Consider the following 21,862-nt stretch of genomic DNA (forward strand, 5'->3'; position numbering starts at 1 on the left):
GGTGTTGTGCGCGCTGGGCGCGGTGACCCCGTAGCGGAGAGCCGCGACGATCGGCGGATCGTCGGGGCGCGAATCCGAGAGCGGCCGTCGGCGGGTGTCGCCGGTCCGGTGGATGGATCTAGGCATGCTCGCTCCTTGCGGTCGATGCCTCGCCGTGTCCGGCTACTGGGCCTGTGCGGGAACTTCGAGGTAGGTGTCGTGGCCCGGCCCGAGGTGCACGGTGCATGTCCCGCGCGGGCTCTTCTCGTAGTAGGCGGGAAACTGCCCGGTGAACGGGTTCCGGGCGTGGAACCACCGGCCCTGGATCTCCAGTTCGAGGTCTTCACCGGCCTTGAACAGGGTCGCGGACGGCAACAGCTCGATCTCCAGCTGAACGATCTGGCCGGGCTGGAGCGGTTCCGCGACGTCGTCGCGCGGTCGTCCGTCGGCGTCGAGAATGTGGTGGGACGCCTTGCGCATCCCGCTCGTCACCAGGGAGCCGCGGAAACCGTAGGCGGACTCGAAGGCGACGGGCCGGCCGCCGTGGAGCTTGCGGACGCCGGCGAAGACGTTGACGTCGCCGCCCTCGACCTCGACGGCGAGCCGGAGCCGCATCGGACCGATGATCTCGGTGTCCGTCTGGAACCGGTGGCGGTGGACGAGACTTCCGCGGCGGGTGCGGAACGACGACGTGGCGGGGGACGGGCCGGGCCGGTCGCTGAAGCCGCCGTCCCGCTGCAGATGCCACCGCTGCCACGTGGTGCCGTCCGGCGGCCAGTGCCGCTCGCGCCGGACCGATGTCACCGTGTCGGCGTCCTCGCGCACCTCCAGCCGGACCGGGGGCAACGCGTCCTGGCCGTTCTCCTCGCCCTTGAGGAAGTGATCGAAGAACCGGGTCTGTTCGGCGAGAGCGTCGTCGCCGTAGAAGGCCGACCACTTCGGAGCGCGGTGGGTGTACAGCCACTTCTGGCGTGAGGCAATCCGCCGGAACCCCTCGAACGAGCCGCGGGTGTGCAGGCCGTGGTCGGAGAAGCTGGCGCAGACCAGGGCCGGGACGTCGATCTTCTCGATCTCGCGGTCACGCTCAGCCCACCAGTCGTCGTGCAGCGGTCTGGCGATCTGCTGCCGCCTCAGGTCGACGGAGCTGTCGGGCCGGGTGCGGGCGGTGCCCTTGGTCCACACGATCATCATGCCGTTCTCGCGGACCCCGCCCGGTCTGGCGACATCCCGGTAGAAGTCGGTGAAGCCCTCCCAGGGGCAGATCGCGGCCAGATGCGGTGGGCGCGTCGCGGCTGCGGCCCACTGGGAGAGCGCCAGGTAGGAAACGCCGTTGAGGCCGACCCGACCGGTGGACCAGGGTTGGGCGGCGACCCACTCGATCAGGTCGTGGTAGTCCTCGCCCTCGTCGGCGCCGAGCAGCGTTCCGGTGCCCTCCGATGTTCCCCATCCGCGCAGGTCGGCGTTGACCACGGCGTAGCCGCGCGGTACCCAGTAGGCCGGGTCCGGCGCCTCCCAGCCGGTCCACGCCGAGAAGGAGATCGGCTGTGACTGCGGCAGGATCCGCAGGTTGGGGAATGGCCGGTACCCTCGGCGGGTCTGCTTGGGCCGGTACTGCTTCCCGTACGGATGTGCGGACATGATGACGGGAGACGCGCTGCTGCCGGGTGGCCGGTAGACGTCGACCCGCAGGATGGCGCCGTCACGCACCGGTACGGGAACGTCGTATTCGACGTGCACTCCTTCCGGCGGCGGCGTCACCGTGACATTCGGGTGGACAGCGTTGCGGACGCGACCCAGTGCCCGCCTCAGTGGACCCGGATCCATCGCTGTGCTCATCCCCGCTGCCCTTTCACGCTGTCGTGCCTCGATGACGCGATGGTCGACGAAGCCCTGGCCATCAGGTCCAGACTTCGTCGATCGAGACCGGGCGGATCTCTTCCTCGGCGGGCAGACGCTCCGGCCCCCGCCACTCACGACCGGCTCTGCCGTCGGTCGGATAGTGCACGCAGAACGCCTCCACGTCCTCGCGGATGTCGAAGGCACCGCGGACACCGGCCGGCATATGGAGCGACTCTCCGACTCCCGCCGTCACGACTTCGCCCCCGACGCGTACGGTCAGACTTCCCCTGGTCACGACGGCGACCTCGTCGTACGCCCACAGGAAGTCGAACCGCACTCCTTCGCGGAAGCGGAGATAGGCCAACCCGAGGTTGGAACCCTCCTCTTCATCCGCGATGTAGCCGACATACGCCTGGTGGTCACCGACCTGCATCCACTCGGGTACGTCTCGGACGCTGATTTTCTGGATCGCGGTGGGTTCGAAAACCATGGTGGTGCCCCCTGCCGTCTCGGCTGAACCGGCCCGCACGGGCTGGTGACTGCTCATTCCCCTACGTTGGCAGTCGACCAGGTTCGCGGACAGTGACCGCTGCATCGTTCGCCGTGCACTTTGCACTTCCACGTGGTGCCGTCGGCGGCACCGGAGCGGCCTCGATGGGGAGCGACGCGGTGAGGGTGAACGTGTCGTGATCGGTGAAGGCTGTGAAACGTCCGCCGAGGGCTTCGGTCCGCTCGCGGAGGTTGGCCAGGCCGGCGGCCGGGCTGTGGTCTGCCTGCGGGTGCGGGCGGTCCGCGCCGTCATTGGTGATCTGCACCTGTACTTCGCCCTCGGCAGCCGTGATCTCGAACGTACAGATCTCTGGCCTGGCGTGCCGGATGATGTTGGTCGCCGCCTCCCGCACGATGATCCCCATCAGGCTGTCCACCTCGCGAGGGAGCCGGTCGGCGTCGTACCTGACGGTGACGGATGCGCCGCCGGCTTCGAGGATGGCGCGTGCGGCGGAGAGTTCGTCGCGGCACGTGACGTTGTCCAGTGCGGTGGTGAGTGTGCGGAGTTCGGCGAGCGCTTGTTCGGCGCTGCGCCGCACCTGGGCGAGGTGGCCGCGAGCCTCGGCCGGAGCGGCCTCCCCGGTCCGGAGGGCGAGCTCGATCTTGAGCTTGATGACCGACAGATGGAAGCCGAGCAGGTCGTGGATGTCACGAGCGAGCCGGAGCCGCTCGGTGATGACGGCGACTCGAGTCAGTTCGTCCCGGGTGGCGTGGAGACGACGGGTGACCTCGGGCAGGTTGTGCAACGCGTAGATGATGGCGGCCCAGTACGGAACGCCCATCGCCATGTACGCCCCGCCCCAGCCCCCTTCTTCGTGCTGGTCGTATGCGAAGAGGGCGGCGGCGGTCACCGCGAGCGCGGCCCACGACCACGGTGCTCGAACCCGGATGAGCACGGTGCCGCTGGCGAGTAGCAGGAAGATCGAGATTGCGCGCCCGGTGAAGGAGACCAGCAGCGCGGTGGCGACGAGCGGGCCTACCTGGGCCGCCAGAGCGATCCGCCACCAGCGAGGCACACCGCCGCCCACCCGGGGGGAGCCCAGATAGAGCTGAAGTACCACCGCCGCGAGGACGACGGCGATCCCCACGGCCGCGTGTTCGGGGACGCGCAGATCCCAGAACAGGTTGACGAGGGAGGTGGCGAGGAAGTTGGCCACGATCAGCAGATGCGCCCACCTGGCGAACCGGAGCTCGACGCCGACGGGTGGCTGTCGGACGGGCGTCGCGCCGGTCAGGCTGAGGTTGCGGTGGATGTCGGCGATCGCTCGGGCATCGGTGGCCGCCTGGTGGGCGAGCTCACCGAGGAGGGGCAGGCGGCGATGGTCGAGCGTGGGTGACGCGAGCGCCTCGCGGGTCTGTCTGATGAGGGTCGACAGCCGGGCGCCGACGTCGGCGCGGAGACGGTCGGCCGCACGCAACCGCTCCGCCTCGACCTCGATGCCGGCCAGCCGCCGCCCGTCCTCATGCGTCTGCCGCACGAGCTGAGCCAGCCGGACGATCGCGAAGATCGCGAACCCGTTGGCCACGTTGACGAACAAGACGTACACCACCACCAAGGGTGACGGGTGGAGGTACCCGGCGAGTCCGGCGTCAGCGGCGGCGACCACCGCGAACGGCGCCCAGGAGGCGCGCCGTGGCACTGTCAGCAGGATGCTCGCACACAGCACCGTGCCGGCCAGCCCCCAGCCCTGGCCGACCACCAGGTAGGGCGCGAACACCGCCGCCGCCTGGATGCCCAGCAGCAACGCCACGTTCCCGCGCCGCACGATGACCAGCACCAGGGTGATGGCGAGAACGACGATCGTCGCGACACAGAACGCCGCCAGGCCGGCGGTCCATTTCGCGTGAAAATCGAGCGCTTGCAGGTGATAGAGAGTCCGGGTCGCGAACATCAGGAAGACGACCCCGAAAGCGACCGGCCCGGCGAACCGCGGTTGGAGTATCACCACGTGCCCCCCGCTCCGGCTCAGCGCTGATCCCGGCTGGGCCGCCGCACCGCGCCGGCATGGAGGCGATCGCCGTGGCCATGCCCGCAACCCACGACTCACTATAAGCCGTGATCGGCCACGCCTCCGGGGGCGGAAAACGCTGTTGCCTGCTCGTCGCCCCCGGCGGGTGCGGACGGAACTCGCCACGTCACCGACTCGCGGGTTCGGTGCCGGCGGAACTCGCACCCTCCGCGCGCCGCGCATGTGCAGTCTGCATGGCGGGCTGGTGCACCTGGACGGTCGGTCAGTGCACCGGGTACTGGTGGCGACCGGCCCGCGCTGCGAGCGTGAACGCCGAACCCGATCCGCGTGCCCCTGCCTTCTCGGCTGAACCGGCCCGCATGGGCCGGCGACTGCTCATTCCCTTACGTTGGCAGTCGGCCAGGTTCGCGGACAGTGACCGCTGCATCGTTGGCCGTGCACTTTGCACTTCCACGTGGTGCGGTCGGTGGCACCGGAGCGGCCTCGATGGGGAGAGACGCGACGAGGGTGAACGTGTCGTGATCGGTGACGGCCGTGAGACGTCCGCCGAGGGCTTCGGTCCGCTCGCGGAGGTTGGCCAGGCCGGCGGCCGGGCTGTGGTCTGCCTGCGGGTGCGGGCGATCCGCGCCGTCATTGGTGATCCGCACCTGTACTTCGCCCTCGGCAGCCGTGATCTCGAACGTGCAGATCTCTGGCCTGGCGTGCCGGATGATGTTGGTCGCCGCTTCGCGCACGATGATCCCCATCAGGCTGTCCACCTTGCGAGGGATCTGGCCGGCGTCGTACCTGACGGTGACGGAGGCACCGCCGGCTTCGAGGATGGCGCGTGCGGCGGAGAGTTCCTCGCGGCACGTGACGTTGTCCAGTGCGGTGGTGAACGTGCGGAGTTCGGCGAGCGCCTTTTCGGCGCTGCGCCGCACCTGGGCGAGGTGGCCGCGAGCCTCGGCCGGAGCGGCCTCCCCGGTCCGGAGGGCGAGCTCGATCTTGAGCTTGATGACCGACAGATGGAAGCCGAGCAGATCGTGGATGTCACGAGCGAGCCGGAGCCGCTCGGTGACGACGGCGACCCGGGTCAGCTCGTCGCGGGTGGCGTGGAGACGACGGGTGACCTCGGGCAGGTTGTGCAACGCGTAGATGACGGCAGCCCAGTACAGAACGCCCATCGCCACGTAGGCCCCGCCCCAGACCCCTTCGGTGTGGTGCAGGTATGCGAAGCAGGCGACGGCGGTCACCGCGAGCGCGGCCCACGACCACGGTGCTCGAACCCGGATGAGCACGGTGCCGCCGGCGAGTAGCAGGAAGACCGAGGTTGCGCTTCCGGCGGAGGAAGCCAGCAGCGCGGTGCCGGCGAGCAGGCCGACCTGGGTCGCCAGGGCGATCGGCCACCAGCGAGGCACCCCGCCGCCCACCCGAGGAGAGCCCAGATAGAACTGCAGTACCACAGCCGCGAGGACGACGGCGATTCCCACGGCCGCGTGTTCGGGGACGCGCCAATCCCAGAACAGCTTGACGAGGGAGGTGGCGAGGAAATTGGCCACGATCAGCAGATGCGCCCACCTGGCGAACCGGAGCTCGACGCCGACGGGTGGCTGTCGCGCGGGCGTCGAGTCGGCCAGGCTGAGGTTGCGGTGGATGTCGGCGATCGCCCGGGCATCGGTGGCCGCCTGGTGGGCGAGCCCACCGAGAAGGGGCAGGCGGCGATGGTCGAGCGTGGGCGACGCGAGCGCCTCTCGGGTCTGTCTGATGAGGGTCGACAGCCGGGCGCCGACGTCGGCGCGGAGACGGTCGGCCGCACGCAACCGCTCTGCCTCGACCTCGATGCCGGCCAGCCGCCGCCCGTCCTCATGCGTCTGCTGCACAAGCTGAGTCAGCCGGACGACCGCGAAGATCGCGAACCCGTAGGCCACGTTGACGAACAAGACATACGTAAACATCAGGGGTGACGGGTGGAGGTACCCGGCGAGCCCGGCGTCAGCGGCGGCGACCACCGCGAACGGCACCCAGGGGGCGCGCCGTGGCGCAGCCAGCAGGATGCTCGCACACAGCACCGAGCCGGCCAGCCCCCAACCCTGGCCGATCACCAGGTAGGGCGCGAACACCGCCGCCGCCTGGATGCCCAGCAGCAACGCCACGTTCCCGCGCCGCACGATGACCAGCACCAGGGTGATGGCCAGAACGACGATCGTCGCGACACAGAACGCGACCAGGTCGGCAGTCCATTTCGCGTGAAGTTCGAGCGCCTCCAGGTGGTAGACGGTCCGGGTCGCGAACAGCAGGAAGACGACCCCGAACGCGACCAGCCCGGCGAACCGCGGTTGGAGTATCACCACCTACCCCCCGCTCCGGCCCTGCGCTGATTCCGGCTGGGCCGCCGCCGCACCGCGCCGCCGCACCGCGCCGCCGCACCGCGCCGGTGTGAGGCGACCGCCGTGGCCGCGCCCGCCACGCACTCACTATAGGCCGTGATCGTCCACGCCCCCGGGTGCGGACAACGCTGCTGCCTGCTCATCGCTGGCGGGTGCCGACGAAGGACCTGCGATTCGCATGTGCCGCCGCCGACTCGCGGGTTCGGTGCCGGCGGAATTCCCCGCACCCTCCGCGCGCCGCGCATGTGCAGTCTGCATGGCGGGTTGGTGCATCTGGACGGTCGGTCAGTGCACCGGGCACTGGTGGCGACCGGCCCGCGCTGCGAGCGTGAACGGCGAATCCACGCCGCTGACCGCTGGGAGGAATGATGCGCGTTCTGGTTGCGGGGGCCACCGGGGTGATAGGCGGCCAACTCCTTCCCGCCCTCGTCGCCGCCGGACATGACGTCACCGGCCTGGCGAGGAACGCTCCGGGTGACGATGCCGATCTGGCGGGTGTCCGGATCGTCGTCGGCGACGCCTTGAACCGCGCATCGATGGAACGGGCGGTCGACGAGGCGGCCCCGGACGCGGTGGTGAACATGCTGACCGCGATCCCGCCGGAGATCGATCCGAAGCGGCTCGCCGAGCAGTTCGCGCTGACCAACCGGCTCCGCACCGAGGGCACACGAAACCTGCTCGCAGCGGCCAGTGGTGTCAAGCGCGTGATCGCGCAAGGTCTCGCCTACGCGTACGACCCTCGTGGAGACGGCCCTGCGAGTGAGGCCGCCCCGCTGTGGCACCGGCCGCCGAAACCGTTCGTCCCCGTCCTGGCGGCCCTCCGAGAGCTGGAGCGCTCCACCCGGGACGCCGGCGGGCTGGTCTTGCGACTCGGCCATCTGTACGGGCCGGGGACCATCTACGCGCCGAACGGGTCGTTCGTCCGTCAGGTGAGAGCAGGGAAGCTGCCCCTGGTAGGCGGTGGCACCGCGACGTTCTCGTTCTCGCACACCTACGACGTCGCAGCGGCCGTCGTCGCAGCCCTGGACGGGGACGAGACCGGTGTATTGAACGTGGTCGACGATGAGCCGGCCCGGATGAGCGAGTGGCTCCCGTTCCTGGCGACAATGATCGACGCTCCCCGGCCAAAGAGCGTCCCAGCCGTCCTCGCGCGGTTCGCAGTCGGTCCGTGGGGTGTGGCCTTCATGTCCGAGTTGCGCGGAGCGGACAATACACGCGCCAAAGACACGCTCGACTGGGAGTTGCGGTACGCGTCGTGGCGCACGGGGTTCGCCGCGGAGCTGGGCGGAACGGCCGCCGCGGACGCGTCGCAGTGACGGCGACTCAGCCGGCAGGGCCCAGTGCACGAGCGCCGCAGCGAACCGACTGGCTCGTCATCGCGGCCACCGGCATCGCGGTGTTCATGGCACAGGTGGATACCACGGCCGTCAACATCGCGCTGCCGACGGTCGAGAACGAGTTCGGCATCGGCACCAGCCTGACGCAGTGGGTCGTCCTGGGCTACGTCCTTCCGATGATCGCCCTGTCGCTGCCGAGCGGGCGGTGGCTGGACGGGGTGGGGCACCGGAACGCGCTGCTCTTCGCCGTGTCCGGGTTCGTCCTCACCAGCATGGCCGTGGGACTGGCGCCGAGCATCGGCTGGCTGATCGCGGCACGGGTGCTCCAGGGCGCCTTCGCCGCGGTGCTGTTCGCGCTGATCCCGGTGCTGACCACGGTGGCGTCCCGGCCGGATCAGCGGGGGCGCGCCATGGGGATCGTGATGACGCTCGGACCGCTGGGCGGTGTGAGCGGGCCGGTCCTCGGCGGGCTGCTCGTCGAGCACGCCGGCTGGCAGTGGATCTTCTACCTGAACGTGCCCGTCGGCCTGATCGTGATCGCGATCGGTCTCACGCGGCTGCCGTCGGGCCCGGCGCTGCGCGTGCCGGGCAGGGGTTTCCTGGCGGAGATCGGACTGCTCGCGATGACCGCTATCGCGCTGATGCTGTCGCTGACCTTCACCGCCGAGCATGGACCCGGCTGGCTGGTGCTGGCGCCGCTGGCTCTCCCGTTCGCCCTGCTCTGGTACCGGCATCCCAGCAGCGGCGCGGTCCGGGAGCTGCTGCGGGCACCGGGCATGCCGGGCCCGCACCTGGTGCTCCTGACCGAGATGACCGCGGTCATGGTCATCGCGTTCCTCGTCCCGTTCCACCTGCAGCGCTCCGCCGGTGCGACGCCCGCCGAGGTGGGACTGACCATGCTGGCGTTCCCGCTCGCCACGATGGCCTTCGGTCTGATCGGCGGTGCCCTCGCGGACCGGTTCACTCCGCGCCGGGTGGCCGGCGCGGGCGCCGTGCTGATCACGTTCGGGGTGACCCTGATGGTCCCGCTGGCGCAGACATGGGGCATGGCCGACCTGATCTGGCGGCTGGCCATCATCGGGGTGGGCGCCGGCCTGCTCGCCGGGCCGAATCAGACCATGGCGATGAACAACTCACCACGGCACCTGCTGGGCACCACCGGGGCGTCGACCAGTCTGGTCCGCCAGGTCGGCATCGCCTTCGGCCCCGCGCTGGCGACCACCCTCTGGGCGCTGCCCGGCTACACCGTCACCGGGATGCGGCTGGCCATCGGTATGGCCGCCGTGCTGGCGGCATTGAGCGTCCTCGCGCTCGTCCGCACACCGCAACCTCCAGCGCACACCACAACGAAAGGAACAGCACCATGACCAATGTCGCGGTCATCTACTACAGCGCCACCGGCAATGTGCACGCCCTCGCCGTCGCGGCGGCCGAGGGCGCGCAGAAGGCCGGGGCCGAAGTGCGGTTGCGCAAGGTCGCCGAACTCGCCCCCGCCCAGGCCATCGCCGGCAACCCCGAGTGGGCCGAGCACGCCGAGCGCACCAAGGACATCCAGGAAGCCGTGGTGGACGACCTGATCTGGGCGGACGCTGTACTGCTCGGCACCCCGACCCGGTACGGCGCGATGGCCAGCCAGCTCAAGCAGTTCATCGACGCCACCGGCGGCGCCTGGTACAAGGGCCTGCTGGCCGACAAGGTCTACGGCGCGTTCGGCTCGGCGGGCACCCGCCACGGCGGCCACGAGAGCACTCTGCTGTCACTGCACAACGTGTTCTACCACTGGGGAGGAGTGATCGTCCCGCCCGGTTACACCGACGGCATCCAGCACGACCTCGGAACCCCCTATGGCACGACCCACCTCGGTGACGAGGGGCCCCCCGGCGAGCAGGTCCTGGAAGGCGCCCGCTACCAGGCCCGGCGCATCACGCAGGTGGCCACGACGCTCGGTCTCGGCCGCGCCGCCTGAGCCCCGTGTCCAGGACCGTCGCCGCATCGGTGCGTACGCGCAGGCGGACGACCGCCACCGAAATCACCTGCACACCGGCCTGCCTTGCCGTCGGCCATCCCGGGGAGCCGGGTAGTCAGGAGCGACCATCATGAAGATCCGCCGTCCCGCCCTCGCGGCGGCCGTTCTCGGCACGGCACTGCTGGCCACTGCGGTACCGGCGGCCGCGGCCCCCGCGTTCTGCGACCGGGCGTGCCAGGAGGCGCGAGAGATGGAGGCGCGGAACGCGCTCCCCAGAACCGCCTTCTACGACGCGCCCGAACCGTTGCCGCACCGGCCGGCCGGCACGCCGATCCGTACCGAACCCGCCGACGACTACGTCGTCGACGGCCGCCCGCTGGCCGCCACGCGGATCCTCTACCACTCCCGCACGTCCCGCGGACGTGATGTGGCGGCATCAGGGGTGGTGCTCGTTCCGCCCGGCACCCCTCCCAAGGGCGGCTGGCCGGTGGTCGTCGACGCTCACGGCACCAGCGGCGTGGGCCGGAACTGCGCCCCCTCGCTCATGCGCGACATCTACCACGGCGACCAGATGTCCCGCTTCGTGGAACGGGGGTGGGCTGTCGTCGCCCCCGACTATGCAGGGCTGGGCGCCACGGGCCGCCACGAGTTCCTCAACAGGCGCGCCGCGGCCAACGACGTGATCAACGCAATGCGGTCGGCGCACGCGGCCATACCCGGTATGTCCTCGCGCTGGGTGGTGTGGGGCCATTCGCAGGGCGGCCACGCCGCGCTCGCCGTCGCCGAACGGCAGCGCGTCCGTGCCGAGCCCGGCTACCTCGGCTCCGTGGTCACCTCCCCGGGCGCCGATCTGCGGGCGGCCATACAACACATGTCCACCGCGCCGGGCCTGGGCGGGTTCGTCGCACTCGTCGCCGCGGGGGCGAAGGCGTCCGAACCGGGACTGCCGATCGGACGGCTCCTCGCGGCACCGGCGCTCGCACGTCTGAGCTTCACCAGGACCGACTGCCTGCCCGTCGTGAGCACCGTCTACGGCGGCCTCAGCGATGACCGGCTGGTCAAGCCCGGCGCCCTGCGGGAGCGGCGCTTCGCCCGCCACCTCGCGACCAACTCCGTGGGGCACAGGCCGGTCGGCGGTCCGGTGCTGCTGCTGCAGGGCGAGGCCGACGTCGTCCTCCCGAGGCGGCTCACGGACCGGTTGGCCGCCGACATGTGCGCGGCCGGCTCACACGTGGACTACCGCACATATCCCGGTCTGGGGCATGACACCTATCCCGGGCAGGTGGTCGGCATCGACGACGGCGCGATGCCCGACATCCTCACCTGGACCGCCGGCCGTTTCGCCGGAAAGCCCGCCCCTTCGTCCTGTTCCTGAGATACGGGGCGGTGGAACACTGCGGCGGGTCGGTGCCCGACCCGCCGCAGTTGACGCCGCCCGCGCGGGCTGGGCGCAGAGGGGTCGGAAGCAAGATTTCTGTCGTTGTTCACCTGGGCGTGGAATGCTTGTCACCAGCGCGTGTTGGTTGACGGGTCGTCTAGGAGGAGCTGAGCGTGGCCGAGAGGCATCTCGAGATCGAGCAGAAGTACGATGCCGCCGCTGACTTCGTCCTGCCGGAGCTGGACGGGTTGCCGGGGGTGGCGTCGGCCGGGGAGCCCGAGGTCCACGACCTGCACGCCAGCTACTTCGATACCGCCGACCTGCGGCTCGCGGCGCACGGGATCACGCTGCGGCGCCGCCGGGGCGGGACGGACGCGGGATGGCATCTGAAGATGCCCGCCGGGCCGGAGGGCAAGCACGAGCTGCGGGCGCCGCTGGGCCGGCCGCTGGTCGTCCCGGCGCAGCTCGCCGGGCTGGTCTCGGCGTACACGCGGGGCGAGGAGCTGCGCCCGGTCGCGACGCTGGAGACCCGCAGGACGGTCGTCCGGCTGCTCGCCGAGAACGGGGACGAGCTGGTGGAGGTCGCCGACGACCTGGTGACCGGCCGCGGCGGGACGAACGGGGAGCCCGAGCGGTGGCGGGAGATCGAGGTCGAGCTGAAGGACGGCACGCCCGAACTGCTGAAGGCGGCCGGTAAGCGGCTGCGCAAGAGCGGCGCCAAGAAGGGGAAGTCGTCGTCCAAGCTGGGGCGGCTCCTGGGTGAGGCGGTCGTGCCGTCGGTGTCCGCGGCGGCGCGGGCAGCGGCGAGGTCGCGGATCACGGCGGCGACGTCCAACGGGAAGGGGCCGAGCGTCACGACCGGGGAGGTCGTGGTGGCCTACCTCGCCGAGCAGGTCGAGGCCGTGGTGGCGTTCGATCCCAAGGCGCGGCTGGGCGAGGAGGACGCCGTCCACCGGATGCGGGTGGCGTCGCGGCGGCTGCGGAGCATCCTGCGCAGCTACCGGGCCGTCCTGGACGAGGAGCGGATCGCTGCGCTGGGGCCGGAACTGCGGTGGCTGGCCGCCGTCCTCGGCGAAGTGCGCGACCTCGAGGTGCTGCGGATGCGTTTCGCGGAGGCGCCCGCGTTCCTCCTGGAGGACCTGGAGAAGCGGGAGCGCGCCGCGTACCGGCGGATGAACGCGAGCCTGAAGGAGCCGAGGTACTTCGCGCTGCTCGACGCGCTCGACGGGCTGATCGCCGACCCGCCGCTGGCGGAGGCCGCGGACCGGAAGGCCCGCAAGGAGCTGCCCGGTCTCGTCACGCGGGCGTGGAACCGCCTGGCCAAGGACTACGCGTCGATCAGTACGGCGGACGACCCCGACGAGGCGCGGCACGAGACCCGCAAGACGGCCAAGCGGGCGCGGTACGCGGCGGAGCTCGCGGTGCCGGTGCTGGGCGTGGGCGCGAAGAGGGTGGTCAAGGACGCCAAGCGCATCCAGGAAGTCCTCGGCGGCCACCAGGACGGGGTGATCGCTATGGAGCACCTGGGGGCGGCCGCCAAGCGCACCAGGGTTCCGGCGGAGGCGTTCACGCTGGGCGTCCTGTACGGGAAGGAACAGTGCGCGTCCGAGGCGGCACGGGACCGCCTGTCGACTACGTGGTCGCAGACCCTCGGGCCGTCGTTTTAGGCGAGTGGCGTTCCAGGGCGGGCATCGAGCCTCCGGCGAGGTGCGCCGCCCAGAACTCCGACTTGCGCAGGCTCGGGTCGTCCGGGACCTTCTCCCCCATCTCCTTGCACAGACCCTCGACCAGTTCGGAGACGACCTCGCCGTGGGTGCACACGATGGTGGGGACGCCGTCCTCGACCAGGGTCAGCAGCCTCTCCACCGCCATGTCGGGGCCGGTGTCGCCGACGGTGAACGCCGGGTCGGTGACGATGGACGTGCCGGTCCGCCGCGAGTAGGGCAGGACGGTGTCCAGGCACCGGGCCGTCGCCGAGCTGATCAGGCGGGCGGGCCCGTAGGCGCGCAGGAGGCACGCGAGGTCGGCGGCTTCGGCGCGGCCCGCGGCGTCGAGCGGGCGCAGTTCGTCGGCGTCGTGCCAGTCCTCCTTCTCCCCGGCTGACGCGTGCCGCAGGATCACGAGCGGTGTGGTGTCCAGGGGGCCGCGGAGGAACTCCTGGAGCATGTCGATGTCGTGCTGGTAGCTGAGCTTGGCCTCGGCCTCCTCGGCGGGGAGCCAGCGGACCTCGTCGACCTCGTCGTTAGGGGTGAAATCGTTAGCGGTGAAGGCGTCCGCGGCGGCCGGGCGGGCGGCCCAGTAGTCGACCAGCTTTGTCCGCTCTCCGATCGGATAGGTGATCGTGGGCAGGCGGCGGCCGAGGCGGGCGACAATGCCGGTCTCCTCCTCGATCTCCCGGACGGCCGCCCGCAGCATGTGCTCACCCCTGTCGACCTTGCCCTTGGGGAACGACCAGTCGTCGTAGCGGGGACGGTGGATCAGCGCGAACTCGGGGCCGTCCCGCCACAGCAGCGCGCCGGCGGCCCTGATGACGTCCGCCGCGGGCCTGGTGCCGCTGTCAGGCATCGACGACCGTCCTCCACCGGCGGCTCTTGACCAGATGGGTCTGGATGTCCTTCAGGGTCTCACCGGGACGAGCGGTGAGCCGCGTCCACGTGCCGTCGCCTGCGAGCGCCCACGCGCCGGTGCCGTCGTCCATGGCCCGGTCGATGAGGGACATCAGCTCGTCCCGCTGCGCCCGGTCCGTGACGGAGACGAGGGCCTCGACACGGCGGTCGAGGTTGCGGTGCATGAGGTCGGCGCTGCCGATCCACACCTCGGGCTCGCCGCCGTTCTCGAACGTGTACACCCGGGAGTGCTCCAGGAACCGGCCGAGGATGCTGCGCACCCGGATGGTGTCCGACAGGCCGGGCACGCCGGGACGCACCGCGCAGATGCCGCGGACCCAGACGTCCACCGGGACCCCGGCCCGCGACGCCCGGTAGAGCGCGTCGATGATCACCTCGTCCACGAGGGAGTTGCACTTGATCCGGATCCGGGCGGGATGCCCGTCCCGCCGGTTGTCGATCTCGTGCTCGATCCGCTGGACGAGCCCCGACCGCAGGCTGTTCGGCGCGACGAGCAGCCGGTGGTAGGAACTCTGCCGCGAATAGCCGGTGAGGTGGTTGAACAGGGCGCTGACGTCCTCGCCGACCTCGGGGTCGGCGGTCAGCAGCCCGAAGTCCTCGTAGAGCCGCGCGGTCTTCGGGTGGTAGTTGCCGGTGCCGATGTGGCAGTAGCGGCGCAGCTGGCCCTCGGCATCCTGCCGGACGATCAGCGCGAGCTTGCAGTGCGTCTTCAACCCGACGAACCCGTAGACGACGTGGCAGCCGGCCGTCTCCAGCTTGCGCGCCCACGCGATGTTGGCACGCTCGTCGAAACGGGCCTTCAGCTCGACGACGACCACGACCTGCTTGCCGGCCTCGGCGGCGTTCATCAGCGCGTCCACGATCGGGGAGTCGCCGCTGGTCCGGTAGAGCGTCTGCTTGATCGCCAGGACGCGCGGGTCGGTCGCGGCGTCCTCGATCAGCCGCTGGACGGTCGTGGTGAACGAGTCGTAGGGGTGGTGGACGAGCACGTCCCGTTCACGGATCGCGGAGAAGATGTTCACATCCTCGGGCAGCGCCTCCTTCGACGGGACAAAAGGGGAGTACTTCAGATCCGGCCGGTCGAGGTCGGCGATGGACGCGAGGCCACCGAGGTCGAGGGGGCCGACGACGCGGTAGATCTGGCCGTCGTCCACGGCGAGCTCGGAGGTCAGCAGGTCGAGGACGCCCTCGGAGATCGACTCCTCGACCTCCAGCCGGACGACCGGGCCGAACCGGCGGCGCAGCAGCTCGCGTTCCAGCGCCTGGAGGAGCCCCTCGCTTATGTCGTCGTCGATCTCCAGGTCCTGGTTGCGGGTCACGCGGAACGCGTGGTGCTCGACGACCTCCATCCCGACGAACAGCTGGCCGAGGTGCGCGGCGATGACGTCCTCCAGCGGCGTGAACCGGTCGGGGGACGCCTCGATGAAGCGCGGCAGCAGCGGCGGGACCTTCACGCGGGCGAACATCGTCGCGTCCGTCTCCGGGTCGCGGACGATCACCGCCAGGTTGAGCGAGAGGCCCGAGATGTAGGGGAACGGGTGCGCGGAGTCGACGACGAGCGGGGTGAGGACGGGGTATATCCGGTCGCGGAACATCCGCCGCAGGCTCTCCCGCTCGGTCTCGGCCAGCCCGTCCCAGCGCAGGATGTCGATGCCCTCGTCGCCGAGCGCCGGGCGGATCCCGTCGCGGAAGCAGGCGGCGTGCCGCCCCATCAGCTCGTGCGCGACCTCGCCGGTGCGTTCGAGCACCTCGCGCGGCTGCCGGCCGCTGGCGGACTGGACGGCGAGCCCGGTGGCCATCCGGCGGGCGAGGCCGGCGACGCGGACCATGAAGAACTCGTCCAGGTTGCTGGAGAAGATCGACAGGAATCTGACCCGTTCGAGCAGCGGCAGCGCCGGGTCCTCGGCGAGTTCCAGGACGCGCTGGTTGAACCTGAGCCAGCTCTCCTCCCGGTCGAGGAAGCGGTCGTCGGGCAGCGCTTCGGCGGGATGGGGGAGTTGCCCCGGGTTGACGGTCATACCGATAATTTTCCTTGAGCAGATGAACGGGAGTTGAACTCGGCTGTTTCGCCCACGTATCAGACACTTCGATCATGCCCCGGGTTCCCCCTGATCACTCCCTATTCTGCCGTGTCCGCCCGGCGGCTCGGTGATCGCCCAGGGGCCTGGAACCTGGTCGCGAGCAGCCCGTGCGGCCGCCGGGCGCCGGACGTCCTCCGGCCGCCCGGCCCGCGAGCCCGGCCACGGTTCGGCCAAGAGGGTGTGTGCGGCTCGCCCGGGGTACGTAGGGGACGGCGAGACGGCCGGCGAGTTCGGGCGCCGACCCTTCCCAAAGGGCGTGACCCTTGTGTGGCCCTTGTTTTGTCAGACCCTTACGTAATGATTCGTGTTATGAGCAGAGACACCCATCCGGGGGCGCAGTGCCCGCACTGCCAATCGCATCTCGCGCTCGTCCCCGTGCCTGGAAACTCCGCCGCCACCACCATCCCCGTCCTGCCCGTCGTCCTGAAGGAGGAATGGCAGCCGCCGCCCGTCGCGGAGGTCCTCGCGGTTTACGCCGGCCGCGCCAAGGACACCGTGACCGCGGCGCGCGGCGCCGCCAAGGTCAGGGAAAGCCTCAACCGCGCCAGGGCGAGCGCCGCCCAGCGCAGAGCCGCCCAGAAAACCGCCCGCCACACCCCCAAAAGCGCCTGATCACATCCCGATCACTAACTCCCGCGGCCGCCCGAAAGGGACGCCGCCGGGTGGGCGCCGTCCCTTCCATAAACGGGTTCACCGTGGGGGCGAGTCCGTCCATTCCGCGCCGACCATGGCCGTGGAGTCGAGCTTCCACCCGGCGGGGAGCTCCACCCCCGCCGCCGGCTTGAGCATGATGTTCTCGCTGGCCAGCCCGGTACCGGTGGACGGATCAATGATCAACTGATGCCGGATCACGCCGCTGGGCGTCCTCTCGTCGACCGCGATGGCGTTCCCCTTCCTGCCCCGCGGGTCCTCGGCCTCGCCGATGGACTTCACCGACGGGAGCGCGGCCAGCATCCGGAACCCGGCGGCCCGCACCTCCGGGCGCACCGGCATGAACATCACCAGGCCACGGCCCACCTGGTAGAGCCACTCGTCGATGCCCAGCGGCCGGCCCAGGCTCTCGATGCGGATCGATTCGCGCCACCGCATCAACTGAGCCTTGAGCCCTTCCGTGTCGGACGGCAGCGACCGCAAGTCCTCGACGGTCAGGTTCTGGGGGATCAAGAGCGGCCAGTGGCCGCCGTCCGGTGCCGGTCTCCGCGTGACAGGACCGGGCGCGGCCTTCACCGTGTGCGGCTTGGTGGCCCCGGCGCCGGTGGTCGTCGTCACCTTGAATTCGTCCGGTGATCCCGCGCGCCGCCACGCCACCAGGTCCGCCATCGTCGCGGGCTTCGCGCCGAGGTACTGGGACCTTTCCCGTGCCTTGACGCCCTTCTTGCCCGGCCTCCAGATCTCGGATTTGTCCCTGGTCACGATCGCGTAGCGGGCACCGGCACTCCCCGTCATGTAGGTACGGGAAACGATCGCCACCCCGTGCCAGTACGCGCGCATCGTGTCGGTCTGCCCGTCCGCCTTCTCGGCGGCGGCGAGCAGGATGGTCTTCGCGTCGAGTGCCTCCCCGGGCCCGGCCCCGTCCCCGGACGCGGGCTCGCCGGGTGAGACCAGCGTCGCCGCGACCACCGCACCGGCCGCCACCGCCCCGGCGAGGCCGAGGCCCCACATCGGGCGGACGCGCCTGCGCACTGGTTTTCCGGGCGCCTCCGTACGGGGCGCCGCCGTGCCGGGGCCGGCGGCCATCGCGCGCGCCAGTTCCATCCGCCGGACGTCCCCGTCGACCGGCACGTCCGGGTGCAGTTCGGCGGGCCGCGCCTCCCGCAGGGTCCGCAGCACTTCGCTCATGACATCTCCTCACCGATGATCCCGACCTGGCGACGTGTTCCGGCGGGCCCGGCCGCCGCGGCCGATCCGCCCGCCGCGGCCTCCGTGCGCGCCGCGGGCTCCGTGGCCTCCGTGCGCGCCGTGGCCTCCGTGGCCTCCGTGGCGCGGACGAGCCGCTGCCGCGCCCGGTGCAGCCGCACCCGCAGCGCGGCGGCCGAGCAGCCGACGACCCTGGCGGCCTCGCGGGGCGCCAGCCCCTGCCAGGCGATGAGGATCAGGATCTCCCTGTCGCCCTCCGGCAGCGTCGCCATCGCGCGCAGGATCGCGAGCCGTTCCGCGACCTCCTCGGCGATGTCGCCGACGGGACGCGCGGTCCACCGTCCGATCTCATCGGCGAACGACTCGCGCCGCACGTCCGCGCGGTGACCGTCGCGCAGGACGTTCCGCGCGACGCCGAGCAGCCACGGCAGCGCCGGGTCGGGGATGTCGGCGAGCCGCCGCCACGCCACGGCGAACGTCTCGCTCACCACCTCGTCCGCTACCTGCCGCCCGGCGCGGGTGACGGCGTAGGCCCACACGCGCTGGCGGCACTCGTCGTAGATCGCGGTGAACCGCCGTTCGTCGGGGTCGCGCGCACCGCCCGCCGGTTCGTCCGGGGCTTCGTCTGCCACCGCCTGCTCCTCCGCCGGTCCGGATGTTCACGTCACCAGGTAGTGGTCCGGGGAACGCCATCGTTACGTACCGGGGCAGATCGATGAGGCGGGGTGGTCAGGTACGCGCCCCCGGGGTCACTGGGTTCCGCCCGGTGCCGGCCACGTGTGGATCGCGAGCGCCCGCTACCACGGGCCGCGCAAGTACGGTTGGGCAGACGGAGTCTCCGTTTCGGGTGGAACATCCCCGTTCGGGTGCGTCACATCGCCTTGGTTCCCTTATATTTGCACAGCGACAAACAACTACCCCCGCCTGACATGCGCGCGGCAGCGCCGGGCCGAAGGAGCTGAAACCATGACCGCGATGCACAGTCGCGGCGCCGAACGGCTCCTCGGCGTGGCGGGATCCCCCCACCTGCTGCTCGTCGAGGACGACCCGGGCGACGCGTTCCTGTTCGAGGAGCTGCTGGCCGAGGCGCAGCCCGGTGTGCGGATAACCGTCGCCACCACGCTCGCCGAGGCGCTCGACGCGCTGCGGTTCGACATCCAGTGCGTCATCGTCGACCTGTCCCTGCCGGACGCGCAGGGCCTCGACGCGCTGCACCAGATGCACGCCCACGCCCCGTCCATCGCCGTCCTCGTGCTGACCGGCCTCGCCGACGCGCACGTCGGCGTGGAGGCGGTCGCCGCCGGCGCCCAGGACTACCTCGTCAAGCAGGACGTGGACGGCGCGCTGCTCACCCGCGCGATCAGCTACGCGATCGAGCGCAAGCGCGCCGACGAGTCCGAGCGGCAGCTGGTGGAGGCGCGGGCCCTCAGCCGGGAGAACGCGCGGCTCGAACGCGGGCTGCTGCCCGTCCCGATCCTCAACGACACGACGCTGCGGCACCACACCCGGTACCGGCCCGGACGCGACCGGGCGCTGCTCGGCGGCGACTTCCACGACACCGTGGAGACCGAGGACGGCACCGTCCACGTCGTGATCGGCGACGTCAGCGGGCACGGCGCGGACGAGGCGTCCCTCGGAGTCCGGCTCCGCATGGCGTGGCGCACGCTCGTGCTCGCGGGCCACACCGGGCCGCGGCTCCTCGACACCCTCGACGCCGTCCTCCAGCACGAACGGTGGGGCGAGGAGATCTTCACCACCGTGTGCACGGTGACCATCGCCCCCGACCGCCGCAGCGCGCGGATGCACCGGGCCGGCCATCCGCGGCCGCTGTTCTTCGGCCCCGATGGCGTCGAGGCCGTCCCGGACGAGCCGCGCGGCCCGGCGCTCGGGCTCATCCCCGGCGTCGACTGGCCCGCGATCGACCTCGAACTCGGCGACTCCTGGGGGCTGCTGCTCTACACCGACGGGCTGATCGAGGGGTATGCCGGCGAGGCCGGCGGGTATCTCGACCTCTCCGGACTGATGGAGCTGACGAAGATCGCGTACAGGGACGGCCGGCGAGGCGACGTGCTCATCGACGGGCTGATCGCGGAGGCCGAGCGCCTGAACGGGGACGTCCTGTCCGACGACCTGGCCGTGCTCCTGCTGAGCCAGGGGGACGGCTGATGAGCACCGGCCCGCCGCAGGACGACGGGACACCGCTGCCGCGCATCGACCCGGAGCGCAGGCTGACGATCTCCGGGCCGGCGGTCGTGCTCCCGGAGGCGGACGTCCTCGATGCGCACGGGATGAGCCGCCTGCGGCTCGTCCAGATCTACCGGATGGGCTCGGTCGTCCTCGGCCTGCTTCTCCTCCTGGCGTTCGCGCAGGCCGGCTCGGCGCTCTACCAGAACGAACGGGCGCGCGACCAACTCATCAACAAGGTCGATCCGGCGGCGCTGGAGCAGTTCCGGCTCTCGTCGGCGGTCACCACCCAGGACGCGGCGATCCGCGACTACGCCCAGGACGGCGGCGCGGCCCGCCTCACCGAGTACCGCGCCGCGGTCGAGCAGGAGGCGGCGTCCGCCGCGAGGATGCGCGGGCTGCTCAGCGCGGTACCGGGCCACCAGACCGTCTTCCGCCACCTGGACAAGGCCGTCCGCGATTCGGAGGTGTGGCGGAGCACCTACGCCGACCGGGTGGCGGCGGGGCCCGGCGGCCAGGGCGTCGACCCCGAGCAGAGCCGGCAAGCACGGCGGCTGCTCAACCAGGTGCGCGGCGACATGACCCCGCTGCAGGCCAGTATCACCGCGCTGCACGAGCGGAGCGCCCGCCGGCTGCACTCCCGCGCCGACATGGCGATGTGGTCCACGATCATCGCGCTCGCCCTGGTCGTGGTGGCCGCCCTCGCCCTGGCCCTGCTGTTCCGCCGGACGGTCCTGAACCCGGTGTCGTCGCTGACCGGCCGGGTCCGCGCGGTGGCCCACGGCGACTTCGGGCATCCGCTGGACGTCCGCGGCCCGGCCGAGATCAACGAGCTGGCGGTGATCATCGACGCGATGCGCGACCGGATCATCGACGAGTGGCGGGCCACCGTCGACCAGTCCCGGCAGCTCGACGAGCAGACCGAGGAACTGCGCCGCTCCAACGCCGAGCTCGAGCAGTTCGCCTACGTCGCGAGCCACGACCTCCAGGAGCCGCTGCGCAAGGTCGCGAGCTTCTGCCAGATGATCGAACGCCGGTACGGGGACCAGCTCGACGAGCGGGGGCAGCAGTACATCGCGTTCGCCGTGGACGGGGCGAAGCGCATGCAGGCCCTCATCAACGACCTGCTGAGCTTCTCCCGCGTCGGCCGGCTGTCGAGTCTGGAGGAGTCGATCGACCTCAACGAGGTCGCCCGGCAGGCGCTGGACAACGTGTCCGCCCTGCGGGAGGAGACCGGCGCCGAGGTGGAGGTCGGGGACCTGCCGCACGTGCCCGGCGACCGCGCCCAGCTCACCCGGCTCTTCCAGAACCTCGTCGGCAACGCGATCAAGTTCCGCCGCGAGGACGCGCCGCCCCGCGTCACCATCGACGCCCGCCGCAGCGGGGACGAGTGGGAGTTCCGCTGCGCCGACAACGGCATCGGCATCGAGCCGCGCCACTCCGACCGGATCTTCCTGATCTTCCAGCGGCTCCATCCGCGCGACGAGTACACCGGGACGGGCATCGGCCTGGCCCTGTGCAAGAAGATCGTCGAATTCCACGGCGGCCGGATCTGGCTCGACCCCGGCGGCGACGGCGACGACCCCGGCACCACGTTCCACTGGACGCTGCCGGACGACCACCTGCCGGACGACCACCTGCCGGCGCAGCCGAGTCCCGGCGCGGACGCTTCCGGTGACGCCACCACTGACCACATGGCCTGAGCCCACAGCCACTGAACGGGGAACAC

The 21,862-nt window shown here is 71.1% G+C and carries 16 protein-coding genes; 8 read left to right on the top strand and 8 right to left on the bottom strand.

Going from position 1 to position 21,862, the window contains the following annotated elements:
* Nucleotides 1-162: 162 nt before the first annotated feature.
* The 4 genes from E1285_RS06520 to E1285_RS06535 all read right to left on the bottom strand — a co-directional run bounded on the left by E1285_RS06520 (nt 163) and on the right by E1285_RS06535 (nt 6,664).
* On the bottom strand, nt 163-1,737 hold the full coding sequence (locus E1285_RS06520) for a CocE/NonD family hydrolase (protein ID WP_207946446.1): 1,575 nt from the start codon (nt 1,735-1,737) through the stop codon (nt 163-165).
* Nucleotides 1,738-1,876: 139 nt separating this feature from the next.
* The gene (locus tag E1285_RS06525) at nt 1,877-2,365 is read right to left on the bottom strand and encodes a hypothetical protein (protein WP_243722604.1); all 489 of its coding nucleotides are present in this window, start codon (nt 2,363-2,365) and stop codon (nt 1,877-1,879) included.
* 4 nt (nt 2,366-2,369) lie between these two features.
* Nucleotides 2,370-4,316, bottom strand: coding sequence for a histidine kinase (locus E1285_RS06530; RefSeq protein WP_165966484.1), 1,947 nt, complete (start codon nt 4,314-4,316; stop codon nt 2,370-2,372).
* Between the two features lie 404 nt (nt 4,317-4,720).
* The gene (locus tag E1285_RS06535) at nt 4,721-6,664 is read right to left on the bottom strand and encodes a histidine kinase (RefSeq protein WP_132149107.1); all 1,944 of its coding nucleotides are present in this window, start codon (nt 6,662-6,664) and stop codon (nt 4,721-4,723) included.
* A 407-nt stretch (nt 6,665-7,071) separates the two neighbouring features.
* On the opposite strand from E1285_RS06535, the gene E1285_RS06540 reads away from it, so the two are divergent.
* From E1285_RS06540 to E1285_RS06560, 5 genes are all read left to right on the top strand, one after another.
* On the top strand, nt 7,072-8,019 hold the full coding sequence (locus tag E1285_RS06540) for an NAD(P)-dependent oxidoreductase (RefSeq protein WP_132149109.1): 948 nt from the start codon (nt 7,072-7,074) through the stop codon (nt 8,017-8,019).
* Between the two features lie 86 nt (nt 8,020-8,105).
* Nucleotides 8,106-9,407 carry an MFS transporter gene (locus E1285_RS06545; protein ID WP_132149111.1) on the top strand — a complete coding sequence of 434 codons (1,302 nt, stop codon included), beginning with the start codon at nt 8,106-8,108 and terminating at the stop codon, nt 9,405-9,407.
* Entirely contained in the window at nt 9,404-10,006 is a 603-nt protein-coding gene (gene wrbA, locus E1285_RS06550) for an NAD(P)H:quinone oxidoreductase (RefSeq protein WP_132149113.1), read from the top strand. Before E1285_RS06545 ends, wrbA begins: the two co-directional genes overlap by 4 nt.
* Nucleotides 10,007-10,136: 130 nt before the next feature.
* Nucleotides 10,137-11,381 (top strand): lipase family protein, encoded by a 1,245-nt coding sequence (locus tag E1285_RS06555; RefSeq protein ID WP_132149115.1) that lies wholly within the window; start codon nt 10,137-10,139, stop codon nt 11,379-11,381.
* Nucleotides 11,382-11,557: 176 nt separating this feature from the next.
* Nucleotides 11,558-13,051, top strand: a complete 1,494-nt coding sequence (locus tag E1285_RS06560; protein WP_132149117.1) for a CYTH and CHAD domain-containing protein — start codon at nt 11,558-11,560, stop codon at nt 13,049-13,051.
* Here the strand turns inward: E1285_RS06560 and E1285_RS06565 are convergent.
* Both E1285_RS06565 and E1285_RS06570 read right to left on the bottom strand, forming a co-directional pair.
* Entirely contained in the window at nt 13,017-13,949 is a 933-nt protein-coding gene (locus E1285_RS06565; protein ID WP_132149119.1) for an NUDIX domain-containing protein, read from the bottom strand. The genes E1285_RS06560 and E1285_RS06565 overlap by 35 nt on opposite strands.
* Entirely contained in the window at nt 13,942-16,029 is a 2,088-nt protein-coding gene (locus E1285_RS06570; protein WP_132149121.1) for an RNA degradosome polyphosphate kinase, read from the bottom strand. The genes E1285_RS06565 and E1285_RS06570 overlap by 8 nt, the downstream gene beginning before the upstream one ends.
* Nucleotides 16,030-16,401: 372 nt before the next feature.
* On the opposite strand from E1285_RS06570, the gene E1285_RS06575 reads away from it, so the two are divergent.
* Nucleotides 16,402-16,704, top strand: coding sequence for a hypothetical protein (locus E1285_RS06575; RefSeq protein WP_243722605.1), 303 nt, complete (start codon nt 16,402-16,404; stop codon nt 16,702-16,704).
* A gap of 78 nt (nt 16,705-16,782) precedes the next feature.
* Here E1285_RS06575 and E1285_RS06580 read toward each other — a convergent pair whose 3' ends face one another.
* Both E1285_RS06580 and E1285_RS06585 read right to left on the bottom strand, forming a co-directional pair.
* Nucleotides 16,783-17,931, bottom strand: coding sequence for a CU044_5270 family protein (locus E1285_RS06580; RefSeq protein WP_132149123.1), 1,149 nt, complete (start codon nt 17,929-17,931; stop codon nt 16,783-16,785).
* On the bottom strand, nt 17,928-18,581 hold the full coding sequence (locus tag E1285_RS06585) for a sigma-70 family RNA polymerase sigma factor (protein ID WP_243722606.1): 654 nt from the start codon (nt 18,579-18,581) through the stop codon (nt 17,928-17,930). The genes E1285_RS06580 and E1285_RS06585 overlap by 4 nt, the downstream gene beginning before the upstream one ends.
* Before the next feature lie 334 nt (nt 18,582-18,915).
* Between E1285_RS06585 and E1285_RS06590 the strand changes: the two genes are divergently transcribed.
* On the top strand, nt 18,916-20,115 hold the full coding sequence (locus E1285_RS06590; protein ID WP_243722607.1) for a fused response regulator/phosphatase: 1,200 nt from the start codon (nt 18,916-18,918) through the stop codon (nt 20,113-20,115).
* Nucleotides 20,115-21,836: an ATP-binding protein gene (locus tag E1285_RS06595; RefSeq protein ID WP_132149125.1), complete on the top strand. Its 1,722-nt coding sequence runs from the start codon at nt 20,115-20,117 to the stop codon at nt 21,834-21,836. Before E1285_RS06590 ends, E1285_RS06595 begins: the two co-directional genes overlap by 1 nt.
* Nucleotides 21,837-21,862 lie beyond the last annotated feature (26 nt).

It is taken from the genome of Actinomadura sp. 7K507 (assembly GCF_004348425.1).
Taxonomy (GTDB): Bacteria; Actinomycetota; Actinomycetes; order Streptosporangiales; family Streptosporangiaceae; genus Spirillospora.